We start from the raw sequence: 12,945 nt of genomic DNA on the forward strand, positions 1-12,945 counted from the left end.
AAAAACACAAATGATGAAAAAAAATAAAATTTATAAATAATACCGAAGTATTAATATCTTAGTTTGCATAGACTGAATTTGAGCCTATACCCGTTGTAAATGATCTGATGATAGCTCCTGAGGTATTGTAAACTACAATTTTGCTGGCCTGGGTAAATCCATTGGAATCCGAAGTGAAAATTTTGTCATTGATCACGCTGAATCCGTATAAAGCAGAATACGCATCAACACTGTTTGCTACAGTAAACAGCGGTGATGTAGGTGCTGTTGTAGCGCTCATATCCATCTTGTAAACGTTTTTCCCTGAAGTGAAATAAAACTTACCATTGGCAATTTCAAGATTCGTAGCATTGGCAATACCTGTTAAAGTAGTTGTTTTTGTAATGCTTCCTGTGCTTGAGATCTCATAGATATAAGAATCTGCTGTTCCCGCAGCAATAGCATATACATTCTGATTACTTGAAATGATCTTGTTGATATTTCCTGCCGGTAACGTAATCGTAGACTGAATGTCGTTAGTAGAAGTATTGATGTAAGAAATCTTATTTCCAAAGCCAAATGAAGCATTCTGTACAAAGATATTGTTTCCGGCTTCTACAATTCTTTCAGCAGCATCTGTGAAAGTGATTTTTTTGATGAAAGAACGGTCTGAAGCTTTATAGATGCTTACATACTTGGCACCTAAATATTTATCGTTTGTTACATAAATATTGTTGTTGGCAAAAGCCATATATCGCGGAGAACTAAGTTCAGCGGTAATCTCGCCATTCGCCTTAAAATTGTAACGGTTTGCGATTTGGATCTTATTAGAATTATTCAATAACAGATAAGCATTTTCACCATTGAAAGCAACCATTTGTAAAACATCACCTAGTTTTGCTCCTCCGTTATTAAGGGCAAAAACATTATCCTGTTTAAGGTTTAGGTCTGCACTTACAAACGTTACGTCACCTTCAGGTTTTCCGAAAGTACCTTCATTAGCAATTAAAAAGCCATTGCCATAGAATATTTCCTGCTCATCATTATTATCACTGCTACAAGACACGATGCCTAAAAGGAGTATAAAAGCAAAAAAAAGAGGTAGAAGTTTGTTCAGTTTCATAATATTTTTAAGTTTAAAAATTAATAGTTGCATACATACTGTAATTCCTTTTCGGCATCGGATACAAAGATACCGTCTGATAAACCGTATTGGTAACATTGTTCACTTTAAATCCCAAAGTGTATTTCTTGAAAAGTGAGGTCGAAATTCCTGTATTTAAGATAAAATAAGGATCAATAGCTGTAGACCTTTGCTCATCCGTAGTCGTATAGGTAAGACCGTTGAAAAGTCCCTGTGCGTATAGCTTAAGGAATGAATAGCCATACTCAATATTTCCGACAGCTTTATGGATCGGAACATACATCATCTGCATTTCAGTATTCTTGTTGACAGATTTCGAATATGTGTACCCTGCATCCAGCTTTAAAGCATGTTTCCCGAATTTTTTGTTCCACTTAACCTGTGATTCCAACCCATAAGATTCAACCCTGTGCGTATTCACAGGAGCCCAGTATCCATAAGGTGTAGGAAGCCAGTTGATGAGGTTTTTGATGTCCATATAATAAGGACTCAATGTAATTTTAAAATCTCCTAAGCTGAACTCATGGCTCATGTCAATATTCGTGGATGTTTCAGGAAGCAAATTCAGATTTCCTCCCGGCTGCCAGTAAAGATCATTAAAAGAAGGATATCTGAAGTTTCTTGAAAAACTGGCTCCCATACGATACCATTGTAAAGCATCCCATTTTCCCGAAAAAGAATACAGAAGCGGAGAGGAGATATCTTCCACAAAATCCTTCTTGATCCCGGCTTCAAAACGAAGCTCCTTCGTGGCAAAATACCTGATTAAGCCGGATAGGGAACCTACATTTCTGCTGATGACCCCAATTCCGGATTGATAACCTTCCCCTTTATTCACCTGAAATTCCCCGATAGCATTGATGTTGATCTTTGGAGTGATGAAATAGTTGAAATCATTTTTGAAAATATAATTTTTTCCCTCTGCACCGCTTGTTTTAGGCTGGTTAAGATCTGAAAAATACTGAAAATTATCTTCCGTATAAGCTGCTTTTAAGCTGTTTGAAAGATTACTTTTATTGATATCCCATGCGATCAGGCTTCTTAAAGTCTGCGCGTTATATTTTGTTCTGTTTCCGATTTGTTCAAAAACAGGATAATGCTGTGATGCATCGAACATCTGGTTCTGCCATGAAATAGTCTGGTGATCAGCAATTTTATAAGAAGCTCCGATGTTAACTGAAGTATTGTAATATCTGCCGTTAACATTATAAAATCCCGTACTTCCTACAACAAATTCAGGAACTTTATAATCATTCTGACTCGTTAAATAGCTCCCGGAAACTTTAACGCTTAATTTATCATTGCTGAATGAAGCTTGCAGAAAATTATTATAAGTATCAAAAGAGCCCGCCTCCGAATAAACAGAACCTTTGAAGCCCCTGTTGAAATCCAAAATATTATTTAAATGAATACTTCCTCCAATAGCTCCGCTGCCATAAACAACACTTCCGCCACCCGCTTTTATATCAATCTGATCATATCCGAAAAGTGGAATATTATTCACATCTCCCTGGCCCAAAAAGCTGGAATTTATGTTGATTCCGTTCCACACAAAAGCGGTCTGCTGAGCTGTTGTTCCCCTGAATGAAGGAGAAGAAACCGCCCCACGACCATTTTCTTTCACATAAATAGAAGACTGAAAGCGTAAAAGTTCAGAAAGATTGGCTGAGTTTTTTTCGAGATCTTTTGGAGTGATCGTACGTACCGGATGGAAAAGCTTTACCTTGCTCATCTGGCTGTCGAAAATATAAATGGTGTCAACTGCCTTCTCCTGTCCGAAGAGAAAGCTGCCGTAAGACGAACAAAGTAGTAATAAAGACCTTTTTATATCCATACTATTTTACTTTTCCTCCGAAAGTAATACGTTTTTAGTTATAATTTTGGCAGGTCTCCTGACTTTCGCTTTCTGCACCTTCCCGTCTGAACAGTGGTTTTTTACAGAAATCTTATTGCGATTTACAGTTGCGGGGACAGTCTGGGAGTTACACCCAATTCCCTATTATTTCCAAAATACTGGAAACCAAAATTTTTGCAAAGATAACTTTTTAAAATTATTGCGCAAAAAAGACAAAAAGTCAATTGTGAGTGGTTATTTGTGAATAGTGAATAGTGAATAGTGAATTTTGCTTCGCAGGGAAATTTTTAAAAAGTATAAAATGATCATTAATGAACATGACACTACAAAATTGAAAATAATTCTTAAATTAACAATTCACTTGTAAAATAAAATTGACCATTGACAAAAGTATGGTATTTGAAATCTTGATTCTTGGTTCTTGGTTTTTGATTCTTAAAACTTTAATTCACCATTCACTTGCGAAGCAAAATTCACTATTCACATCAACCAAAATTCACTATTCGCAAAATTTCACTTTTACAAAAACGATGAATCAAAATAGAAAGGAAGCAGATCTTTAATAGAATGCACCTTCACCACTTCATCATTCATACTTGAAAAATAAAGGATGATGTTTTCGTTCTGTTTCGTTTCATATTCTATCAGGCTTTGCCTGCAGGCTCCACAAGGTGGAATCGGAGGATTTTTCTCATGAAATTCCTTAGGACCTCCAACGACAAAGATCTTTTTCACCTTGACATCCGGAAAATTGGCTGCCACCCAGAAAAGAGTCGTTCTTTCTGCACATAACCCCGATGGATAGGCTGCATTCTCCTGGTTGTTACCGGAATAAATTTCACCGTTTTCCAGTAAGACGGCACATCCTACAAGGAAATTCGAATAGGGCGCATAAGCATTTTCACGGGCTTGTATTGCTCTTTCAAATAAAGTTTTTTCTATATCGTTCAGTTCACTGCTGTTTTTAAAATGCTCGTAACTGATCTGTATGTCTTTTTTCATATATTAGTAAGACTAAAAAGGGGGCCAAATTTACTTCTTTTTCATCACTTCGACAATGTTTTTTTTATTCATCATTAAATTGAAAATCAAAAAGTAAAATGTTATACACACCAGTAAAATTTAGAAATATAGAATTGAAAAATAGATGGGTAATGTCTCCCATGTGTATGTATTCATGCGAAAATGGATTGGCTAATGATTTCCACTTTGTACACTACGGAAGCAGATCTCAGGGCGGGACCGGACTTATCATGGTTGAAGCCACCGGAGTAGAGCCTCGTGGAAGAATTACCAACCACTGTATGGGTATCTGGAATGATGAGCAGGCAGAAGAACTTAAGAAAATTGTTGATTTTGTCCATTCCCGTTCAGAAAGTAAAATAGGGATCCAGCTTGCCCACGCCGGAAGAAAAGGTTCCACATGGAATAACCTGCAGATTCCTGTTGAAGAAGGTTGGGAAACCGTTGCACCTAGTCCTATTCCTTATCATCCTACTGAAAGGATTCCGCATGTTCTGACTGCTGACGAGATTAAGGAACAGGTACAGAATTTTAAAGAAGCAGCAAAAAGAGCTGTAAAAGCCGGTTTTGATATGATAGAAATTCACGGTGCACACGGATACCTTATCCATCAGTTTTTATCACCGCTTTCCAATATCAGGACAGATGAATATGGCGGAAGCTTTGAAAACAGGATCCGTTTTCTTTTGGAAATTGTTGATGCTGTTAACGAAGAACTGGACGAAAATACAGCCCTTTTCGTAAGAATTTCCGGAACCGAATATGCCGAAAACGGATGGAATATCAACGACAGTGTAAAGCTTGCTAAAGTTTTAAAAGAACATTCCGTAGACCTGGTAGATGTTTCAAGCGGAGGAAATATCCACGGCGCTAAAATAGCTGTATTTGATGGCTATCAGGTTCCTTTTTCATCCCAGATCAGAAAAGAAGCCGGGGTAAAAACCGGAACAGTCGGGTTAATCACAAGGGTGGAACAAGCTGAAGAAATTCTGGAAAAAGGAGACGCAGACCTCATATTTGTAGCAAGAGAAATTTTAAGGAACCCGTATATTGCCGTTCAGGGATCATTTGAAATGAAGGAAGACTGTTTCTTTCCACACCAATATACAAGAGCGAAAATTTCATCATAACATCCGGAATGAACATTGAAGACTTTATGCTAACCTGTCCCAGTAAGAAATTTCTGGGAATAGAATGTTTGGGATGTGGTGCCCAGAGAGCTGTCGTATTAGTATTTGAAGGCAGATTTTCAGAAGCCTTTCATTTGTATCCGGCTGTTTATACACTACTCCTGTTCCTTTTTACCCTGGGTCTGACTTTTGTAGATAAGAAAAGGAAATACAGTAACATTCTCATGATCATGGTCACGGTAAACTTGGTCATCATGATCATATCTTATTATTATAAACATTTTTACATGCATTCTCATTGATAAAAAACAAAGCTAAGAACTGTATTTTTTTAATGCTAAATTAATATGAGTAGAAAAAAAGTCGTAGAATTACTACAAAATGTAAATCTGTTCACTAAAAACTTTTTAAATTAGACCATGAAGTCTATCTTTGTTAGATAAACTTTATGAATAGTATAATCATTAATGATTAAAATAGAAGAATATGGCAGGAAATTCAAGAGGAATCTTAAAATTCAATGGAGGTGAAGGACAAAAGTTGTTAAAGCTTAATTACAGCGTATCAAGGTCTACAGATGTTTCAGGACGTGTAGCATCAGATCCGTCGAACGCTTTGATTAAAGTAACAATTGAAGCAACTGAAAAGTCTGATATTCTGGAAAGCTTACTGAATGGTAAATATAAGCCCACAAGTGGTGAAGTTACATTCAATAAATCACATGAAGAAGGAACTTTAATTACCCTGAAGTGGGAAAACGGATATGTAATTCAGCACGAAATGGATTTTGATGCTATTGACAGCAACAATATGCTGGTAAGCTTTGTGGTAAGTGCAGAAAGCATTACATATGGAAATTCATTATACGACGGATTCTGGCCATTAAGCTAGGTCCGGAGTAGTACAAAATATAAAGAGACTGTCCCTCAAGACGGTCTTTTTTTACCTGTTGTGAACACTATTTTCTGGCAGGGGATCTTTGTTTATTTTCAAAAATTCCCGATTGGATGAATAATATATATTTTAACACAAATCACTTTATAAAATATGTCTACTACACCTGAAAAATCAAAGGGAACGAGTTTTCGCCCGGCACAGAATGCAGACGGGGTATCCGAAAATCATCATACCGGTATCAATCGTCTGGTTAAGCTTTCCTTAGTCATAGAAGGAAAAATCATCAAATTTTATAAACATTTCAAACTTAAACAGAGTGCTCAGCGTCATCATGAGTTTACACTTACCCTGGCTCATGATACTTTGGGAGACCGCCAGACCCATTCGCTGGAAGAAGCCAATAAATTCCTGGGAAAACGCCTCACCGCAGTCATTTCTTATAAAGGCATAGACAACAGTCCTGAGAGAACCTTTGTAGGAATCATTACAGGAGTAGCATTCAGCCAGGAAAAAATGAGTCTGGGGAATATTGTGCTTACAGGATCCAGCCCAACCATTCTTTTAGACGGAGCTTCCCATATCCAAAGCTTTGGAGGAAGTCAGCCGGTCAATATAGGAATTATTGCTGAAGAAGTGATTAAACAAGGGATTGATAAAGGTCGCTTTGACGTAAGGATAGATGCCAATAATTTTTCCCAGATCATCTATAGTAGCCAGTATGACGAAACCCATTACAACTATCTGGCAAGAATGGCAGAAGCATATGGTGAACAGTTTTTTTATGATGGCGAAGTCCTGCATTTTGGGAAACTGCCGCCTCAGAACAAACCTATTATTCTCACCTATGGAAGCAGCGCCAACGATATTAAAGTTGAGCTGAAAGCAATCCATACCAAGCCCCAGTTTTATGGGTATAACAGCAATAAAAATGAAAAACTTACTTCAGGTTCCACGCCTATTCAGCATGTAAGTGATATTGCAAAGACAGCTTACGATCACAACAACAGTATTTACAAAACCCCCGCGCTTCAGATAGCCCCTATTAAGGCAACAACCCATCTGGATATAGAATATTCACAGAAAAGTGCTTCGGGAAGTGCAGCGGTGAACGTTTTTTCCATTTCGGGAAATACAACTGTTCCATTCCTTCATCCGGGATGCATAGCCGATGTTCAGATGCGGAAACAGGATTCCAATGAAACCTCCTATTTTACAAGAATTATGATCACAGAAGCTGAACATGAGATCGACACCATAGGGCACTATAAAGGAAGCTTTTCAGGGATAGCTGCAGATACGGGATTTCTTCCAAGACCGGAATATAAGATTCCTAAAGCTGAACCGCAGACTGCAGTCGTTATATCCAATACCGATCCGGAAGGACAGGGCAGGATACAGGTACAGTTTGACTGGCAGACGAGCGATACAACCCATTTTATCAGAATGATGAGTCCTGATGCAGGAGGAACAGACCAGATCACGCAGAACAGAGGATATGTTGCCATTCCGGAAGTGGGAGACCAGGTGATGGTGAATTTTGTTCACAGCCATCCGGACAGACCTTTCGTGATGGGAGGTATGTTTCATGGAGGAATAGCCCTGGGCGGAGGAGTCAATAACCATTTGAAATCCATCCAGACCAGAAGCGGAATCAGAATTCTGATGAATGATGAAGAAGGAAGTGTAAAGATTATGGACCCTAGCGGAAATATTTACTATATGGATGGTGCCGGAAATATCAGCATGAAGGCTCCTAAAAATTTCACCCTGAATGCGGGGGATAATATCAACATTACGGCCGGAAAAGAAATTTCGATCAGTGCGGGAGAAGGAATCAACAGTTCTGCCAACAACAGTATTATTTCTACAGCCGGAAAAGATATTGTACAGACAGCGTCCGGTGATATCCGTGAATCTTCGGACACCAGAACCGAAATGGTAGAAAAAGAATTCAAAAGACAGTCCGAAACATCCAATGAAATAGCCGGAGAAATATCCATGTTCAGCGAGCTTGAAAACATGACGATGCAGAGCGGTAAAATCGTAGAATTCAACAGTGCTGAAAAATCAAAACTTTTCTGATATGGCGATCATTAAAACAGCTAAGAATATACAGATAAAAGTCACAGACTCTTATCATCTGAATGTTGGCAAAAAGGTTGAAAAAATTGCCCAGAAAATTAATGTGGAAGCACAGAAAAACAATCTTGTTTTGGCAAGCAATAAGAAAATAATGTCTCATGGAAACAAGTAAATTAAGAATTCTGATTCTTTTTATTGTAAGTAGTTTCTCATTAATCAATTGTCAAAATAAAAAAATGGAACAAAAATACAGCTGGTTGGGAACCCTTTCGGCACCGCAGGAATATCCAATGGAAATTTACAAAGGAGCTCTCATCGCAGATGATTTTACCTACGGCTTCGATGCCATCTGGGGTACACAGAATACAGGCTGGGGAAATGAAGGCGGAACAATGAGTGTAGAAACCAGCCAGATGGATATTCCCCACAAGCTGGAATTTACCTGGTATTCTTTGGTAGAGAATAAATTCTATACCGGAAAATGGGACCTGAATAAAGAAAAAATAAAAGATCTTTTCGATAAAGGTTTTATAGATCAGGATAATGGTAAAAAGACTACATACAGTAATTTCATTGTTGGTCTTGCCCCAAAAGGGAAGGTGGTTTTATGGATCAACGGTCCGGGAAACCAGAAAGAAGTAGGCGCTTTTCAGGCTCATGATACCATTATTACCAAAGAAAAAGCATACGAAAACGCACAGTATATGCTGAAAGAAGGTTTCGCAGACAGAATGCTGAAAGATCCGTCTTATGAAACATTTAAGCCTGAGATCAGAGCTAAAATAGAAAAAGAAGGGTATCCAGCTCCGGATCTCTATGAAGTATACAGAGAAAAATATAACTGGAAACCCTCAGTTACTTTGCCGGAAGGCGGTGAGTGGATTGATTTCGGATTCACTAATTATAATGGAGAACAGGAAAACCTCTTCGGAGAAAGCCTGACAGCTGATACTTATAAAAAACGGGCTGCCCCAAAATTCTGCGGTTTTTACTGGAGGGATAAGAATAAAAAAAGATACGGCGTATGGGTAGACTCTTTTGATGAAAAAGAAATTTTTGAATTATTCAGGAAACTCGGAAATGAAAAAAATATAGACTTAATCATTAAAGTCAATGCAGATAATACAGGAGCTAATCTATCATTAAAGAGCGAGAAAGAAGAACTTCCGGTTACAAAAGCAAAAATCAGGCTTTCGCGTGCAATAGAATAATATCCTTCATAAAATTATAATCAGTCTGTCAACAAAAATAAAATAAGAACGATGCACAATAATAAATTTGGAGATTATACACCGGAAATATCCAAAGAGGAAGTGTTAGACATTACTCTTGGGATGTTTTTTGACGGAACTTTGAATAATAAAACCAATACCATAGAAAGGAGGAACAAAACTGCCGACTACAAGAAAAATGGAGGCTCACCCACCGATAACAACAGTTATAATAACGACTGGAGCAATGTGGCGCGTTTATGGGACAATTATGATAAAAATTTTGGCATTTACATTGAAGGTATCGGTACAGAAGATAAAGAAGAAGATTCTATGCTTGGCTATGCCTTTGGAACAGGTGCTACCGGGATCCGTGGGAAGGTGAGAAAAGGCTGCGAAGAGATCGTAAAAAAAGTAAAAAATATAAAGAATGCAAAAAAAGCAGATAAAATTGCAGTCCTTACTTTTGATGTTTTCGGTTTCAGCAGGGGTGCTGCTGCTGCCCGTAATTTCGTCCATGAAATAGGTAAATCCAAATATAAAGCGACCACCACTACTGTTTCACATCAAGGTGTCACGGTAACTGCCCGTTACGACAGCGACGGTACGGGAGGAATACAAAGTGGAGAGCTTCCGAAATGGGGCCATCTGGGACTTAAGCTGCAGGAGGCCGGAATTACAGTGGATGTGCTGAAAGTGAGGTTTCTGGGTATTTATGATACCGTTTCCTCCTATTCAAAAAACTTTTCTGCCACGCCGAACTTTCATAATGACGTAGAAGAACTGAGCCTGAATGATATCGGTAGAGCACAGAGCGTAATTCATTTTGTGGCAGAAAATGAACACAGGGAAAATTTCGACCTTACGAATGTGCATGTAGGAATAGAAAAAATATTTCCCGGCGTTCATTGTGATGTAGGAGGAGCTTACGAAAACGGCCCGGAAATATGGGAAGAACTTGAAACATCCTGGACAACCAGCACAAAATTAAAGGCCTTTAGAAGCGAGCTTATAGCAGAATCCTGGTATAAAGAAGAAGAACTTACCATTACTCCGGGCTTTTATCTGTCGTTAAGGGGAGAACGTAAGCTTATAAAAAAAACATACAGCTATATTCCGTTACATTTTATGGCAGAATATGGTGTTCAGAAAACAGTTCCCCTGACTTTAAAGAAAATTACTGACGAAAAGTATTCCATTTCATCAGACGCCCTGCTGGTAAGAATAAAAAACCGCTTAAGACCTTATGCAATGGGAGATGGAAAACAGTACATCTTTAAGCGGTATAAAGATCTTGAAAGAGCATACGGCGGAATACCTATACCGGAACATAAATATGCTGACTATCAGAAAGAGATGAAAGAACAGGATGACTTGAGAACATTAAGAAACACGTACCTTCACAGGTCAGCAAGAAGAGAAGGGATAGGAATGGATCCGACACCGGACAGAATAAGAGTGCTCCATTAATGGTTTACCATAAACAAGCAAAATAAGAAAGAGAATACGAAGCCGGATTATTTTTATGCAGAAATTTAATATACATACTGTTCAGAAAGGAGAAAGCTTAAAAAGCATAAGTCTGCTGTATAATTTAGACACAGGTGCTTTAAAGTTATTTCATAGTAACCACTGCAACGTAAAAGATATGATTCTGATTGAGCTCACGGGGCAGAAAGAAATTTTTCTTCCCAGGACGGCTGTAACGGATAAAAACAGACTGGTAAAGTTCGGCCAGGCAAACAGCCTGATCTTTCAGCCGGAGAACTCATTCAGCAGATATGGAGTTACGGTGACTATTGAAAATAATGATCATAAAAATGAACTGAAATACGAAACATCAGTACGCTGGCTGAAAAAGGAAAATAAGCTTCATTTTTTTGAAATAGACAGAACTTCCAATCTGTATCTGAACGAAGAGGAAGTAAATGAAATAGCTGATCTCCTGGCATATAAAACATCCAAAGTTTTGTATCCCTTACAGATCAGTGTCGATGAGCAGGGGAAATTTAATGCAGTGGAAAATTTTTCGGTCTTTAAAGAAAGGTGGGCAGCTGTAAAAGAGGAAGTTTATAAAGAGTTTGAAGGCGAAACGGTAGACACCTACTGTGAAAAGATAGAAAAAATAATAGATGAGCCTGATGTGATCAGTCTTTATCTTAAAAATGATTATTTCATCAGAACATTATTTTTCGGGGTTTATCAGAGCTTTGGACAGAATTATGAGACAAAGCTAATGGAAAGTTTCCCTGTGGTAGATAATCCGGTAGAGCCGAAGTATGAAATAAAACTGGAGATTGATCCGCTGAAAGGAGAATCAGGCTTGGTTAATGTAGAAGGCGAAGGCAGATTAAACGATGAAAGAAGCATATATGATTTCGTAAATAAAGCTCCTTTTTCCATGATCATTGAAGATAATCCGCAGATGAATCATGAAGGGAATTTCAGGATAGTGTATTATCTGAACGGGCAAAATTTACTTGTAAAATCCATGTATTTAGAATGTGATATCCAACTTGAGAAGAAAAAGAAAATAGCAGTAGTAATTGCGATGCTGACTGAATAATTAAAAAAACTACCAAAATGAAAATTAAACCAAATCATAAATTTTCCATATTTGTTTTTATATTGAGTTTTAGCCTGTATTTCGGGCAAAAAGTGGAATTTAATGTCCCGCAAGATATCGAGACCTTACAAAACTCTATTTTTTATTTCCAGAATGACTTCACCAAAGATGAAGCTAAAGCTGCCGCAGCATCCGACAGAGATTTTTCAACCACTGTCGATCTTTATAATCTGAAATATGATGCAGATACCAAAAATCCTTATCTGGATCTGGCATTAAAAAGCGGTTCGAAGCCTAAACAGTTTATCCAGCAGGCGGTATGGAATGTCAATTTGAAAAAGATCTCCGCAAAAAGCACGAAAGTCACCGTTTTTCTTGAAAAAGTAATTCCGGATAGCTGGTCGAAGAAAGAGGTAGATACAAAACTGACCAAATCTACTGGGAAAGTGGAGAAAGAGATTAAAGAATTTCTTTTAACCTACAAACGCAAAGAACCTTCAAATGATTATGATGCATCATTAACTGACAGCGTAGCTGCCACAACCTATACTACTGCAGTAACTACAACGGATATGATTGAAGAAAATCCGAAGCAGAAAAAAGTGTCAAAAAAACTACAGACTCTGTTCGGGAAAAAACAGTTTATAGCGTTACCGGCCACGTCCGATACCTTCACAAAACTTTTACACGTAAGTCCAAGTGAATTGGAATGCAAAGACTGCAAAGGTGGAAAATATTCCAACTGGGATTTTGATGATTTCAATATGATCTACGCAAATATGAGCACTGGCCTGGAATATTATGCCATTCAATATTACGGGGAGGATATGGTTTCAGGATTACCTCATGGCCTGGTATTCAATGACAGCTCACCATCAGAATGTAAGCAGAAATTTTCAAGGTATAACGCAAAGCTTTATCAGACCGTAGGAGATACGAATGAAAATTCAGAAAAAGCTCTAACCGTTGTTACTTTCAAGATGAATTCCTCCTTTGTCCGTCTGGAATTCGGGAATGAATATTTAACCAGAGTAGTAATTTCAAATAAAGAATTTTAG

At 37.9% G+C, this 12,945-nt stretch carries 12 protein-coding genes and 1 riboswitch; of the genes, 9 read left to right on the top strand and 3 right to left on the bottom strand.

Annotated features, from left to right (window positions below; genetic code table 11):
* Positions 1-58 precede the first annotated feature (58 nt).
* From DRF61_RS10685 to DRF61_RS10695, 3 genes are all read right to left on the bottom strand, one after another.
* Positions 59-1,102, bottom strand: coding sequence for a DUF5074 domain-containing protein (locus DRF61_RS10685; RefSeq protein ID WP_111956914.1), 1,044 nt, complete (start codon positions 1,100-1,102; stop codon positions 59-61).
* Positions 1,103-1,115: 13 nt separating this feature from the next.
* On the bottom strand, positions 1,116-2,957 hold the full coding sequence (locus DRF61_RS10690; protein WP_111956795.1) for a TonB-dependent receptor plug domain-containing protein: 1,842 nt from the start codon (positions 2,955-2,957) through the stop codon (positions 1,116-1,118).
* Positions 2,958-2,988: 31 nt separating this feature from the next.
* Positions 2,989-3,163: riboswitch (cobalamin riboswitch) on the bottom strand.
* 334 nt (positions 3,164-3,497) lie between these two features.
* Positions 3,498-3,980, bottom strand: coding sequence for a cytidine deaminase (locus DRF61_RS10695; protein WP_111956797.1), 483 nt, complete (start codon positions 3,978-3,980; stop codon positions 3,498-3,500).
* 98 nt (positions 3,981-4,078) lie between these two features.
* Between DRF61_RS10695 and namA the strand changes: the two genes are divergently transcribed.
* The 9 genes from namA (at position 4,079) to DRF61_RS10735 (ending at position 12,945) form a co-directional block, all read left to right on the top strand.
* The gene (namA, locus tag DRF61_RS10700) at positions 4,079-5,131 is read left to right on the top strand and encodes an NADPH dehydrogenase NamA (protein ID WP_111956799.1); all 1,053 of its coding nucleotides are present in this window, start codon (positions 4,079-4,081) and stop codon (positions 5,129-5,131) included.
* A gap of 8 nt (positions 5,132-5,139) precedes the next feature.
* Positions 5,140-5,433 carry a DUF2752 domain-containing protein gene (locus DRF61_RS10705; RefSeq protein ID WP_111956801.1) on the top strand — a complete coding sequence of 98 codons (294 nt, stop codon included), beginning with the start codon at positions 5,140-5,142 and terminating at the stop codon, positions 5,431-5,433.
* A gap of 184 nt (positions 5,434-5,617) precedes the next feature.
* Positions 5,618-6,022, top strand: a complete 405-nt coding sequence (tssD, locus tag DRF61_RS10710) for a type VI secretion system tube protein TssD (RefSeq protein ID WP_111956803.1) — start codon at positions 5,618-5,620, stop codon at positions 6,020-6,022.
* Positions 6,023-6,178: 156 nt separating this feature from the next.
* Entirely contained in the window at positions 6,179-8,110 is a 1,932-nt protein-coding gene (locus DRF61_RS10715; RefSeq protein ID WP_111956805.1) for a type VI secretion system Vgr family protein, read from the top strand.
* Position 8,111: 1 nt separating this feature from the next.
* On the top strand, positions 8,112-8,282 hold the full coding sequence (locus DRF61_RS22635) for a hypothetical protein (protein WP_157963379.1): 171 nt from the start codon (positions 8,112-8,114) through the stop codon (positions 8,280-8,282).
* A gap of 64 nt (positions 8,283-8,346) precedes the next feature.
* The gene (locus DRF61_RS10720) at positions 8,347-9,321 is read left to right on the top strand and encodes a DUF2931 family protein (RefSeq protein ID WP_238601917.1); all 975 of its coding nucleotides are present in this window, start codon (positions 8,347-8,349) and stop codon (positions 9,319-9,321) included.
* Positions 9,322-9,372: 51 nt separating this feature from the next.
* Positions 9,373-10,791 (top strand): T6SS phospholipase effector Tle1-like catalytic domain-containing protein, encoded by a 1,419-nt coding sequence (locus DRF61_RS10725; RefSeq protein WP_111956809.1) that lies wholly within the window; start codon positions 9,373-9,375, stop codon positions 10,789-10,791.
* A gap of 55 nt (positions 10,792-10,846) precedes the next feature.
* Positions 10,847-11,887, top strand: coding sequence for a hypothetical protein (locus tag DRF61_RS10730; RefSeq protein WP_111956811.1), 1,041 nt, complete (start codon positions 10,847-10,849; stop codon positions 11,885-11,887).
* A 17-nt stretch (positions 11,888-11,904) separates the two neighbouring features.
* On the top strand, positions 11,905-12,945 hold the full coding sequence (locus DRF61_RS10735; RefSeq protein WP_111956813.1) for a hypothetical protein: 1,041 nt from the start codon (positions 11,905-11,907) through the stop codon (positions 12,943-12,945).

Source organism: Chryseobacterium lathyri, assembly GCF_003290185.1.
Classification (GTDB): Bacteria; Bacteroidota; Bacteroidia; order Flavobacteriales; family Weeksellaceae; genus Chryseobacterium; species Chryseobacterium lathyri.

What these genes read in the sequence shown, in the direction of transcription:
- DRF61_RS10715 (WP_111956805.1), top strand. Translation starts at nt 6,179, where the DNA reads ATGTCTACTACACCTGAAAAATCAAAGGGAACGAGTTTTCGCCCGGCA.
- DRF61_RS22635 (WP_157963379.1), top strand. Translation starts at nt 8,112, where the DNA reads ATGGCGATCATTAAAACAGCTAAGAATATACAGATAAAAGTCACAGAC.
- DRF61_RS10685 (WP_111956914.1), bottom strand. Translation starts at nt 1,102, where the DNA reads ATGAAACTGAACAAACTTCTACCTCTTTTTTTTGCTTTTATACTCCTT.
- namA (WP_111956799.1), top strand. Translation starts at nt 4,079, where the DNA reads ATGTTATACACACCAGTAAAATTTAGAAATATAGAATTGAAAAATAGA.
- DRF61_RS10690 (WP_111956795.1), bottom strand. Translation starts at nt 2,957, where the DNA reads ATGGATATAAAAAGGTCTTTATTACTACTTTGTTCGTCTTACGGCAGC.
- DRF61_RS10705 (WP_111956801.1), top strand. Translation starts at nt 5,140, where the DNA reads ATGAACATTGAAGACTTTATGCTAACCTGTCCCAGTAAGAAATTTCTG.
- DRF61_RS10720 (WP_238601917.1), top strand. Translation starts at nt 8,347, where the DNA reads ATGGAACAAAAATACAGCTGGTTGGGAACCCTTTCGGCACCGCAGGAA.
- DRF61_RS10695 (WP_111956797.1), bottom strand. Translation starts at nt 3,980, where the DNA reads ATGAAAAAAGACATACAGATCAGTTACGAGCATTTTAAAAACAGCAGT.
- DRF61_RS10725 (WP_111956809.1), top strand. Translation starts at nt 9,373, where the DNA reads ATGCACAATAATAAATTTGGAGATTATACACCGGAAATATCCAAAGAG.
- tssD (WP_111956803.1), top strand. Translation starts at nt 5,618, where the DNA reads ATGGCAGGAAATTCAAGAGGAATCTTAAAATTCAATGGAGGTGAAGGA.
- DRF61_RS10735 (WP_111956813.1), top strand. Translation starts at nt 11,905, where the DNA reads ATGAAAATTAAACCAAATCATAAATTTTCCATATTTGTTTTTATATTG.
- DRF61_RS10730 (WP_111956811.1), top strand. Translation starts at nt 10,847, where the DNA reads ATGCAGAAATTTAATATACATACTGTTCAGAAAGGAGAAAGCTTAAAA.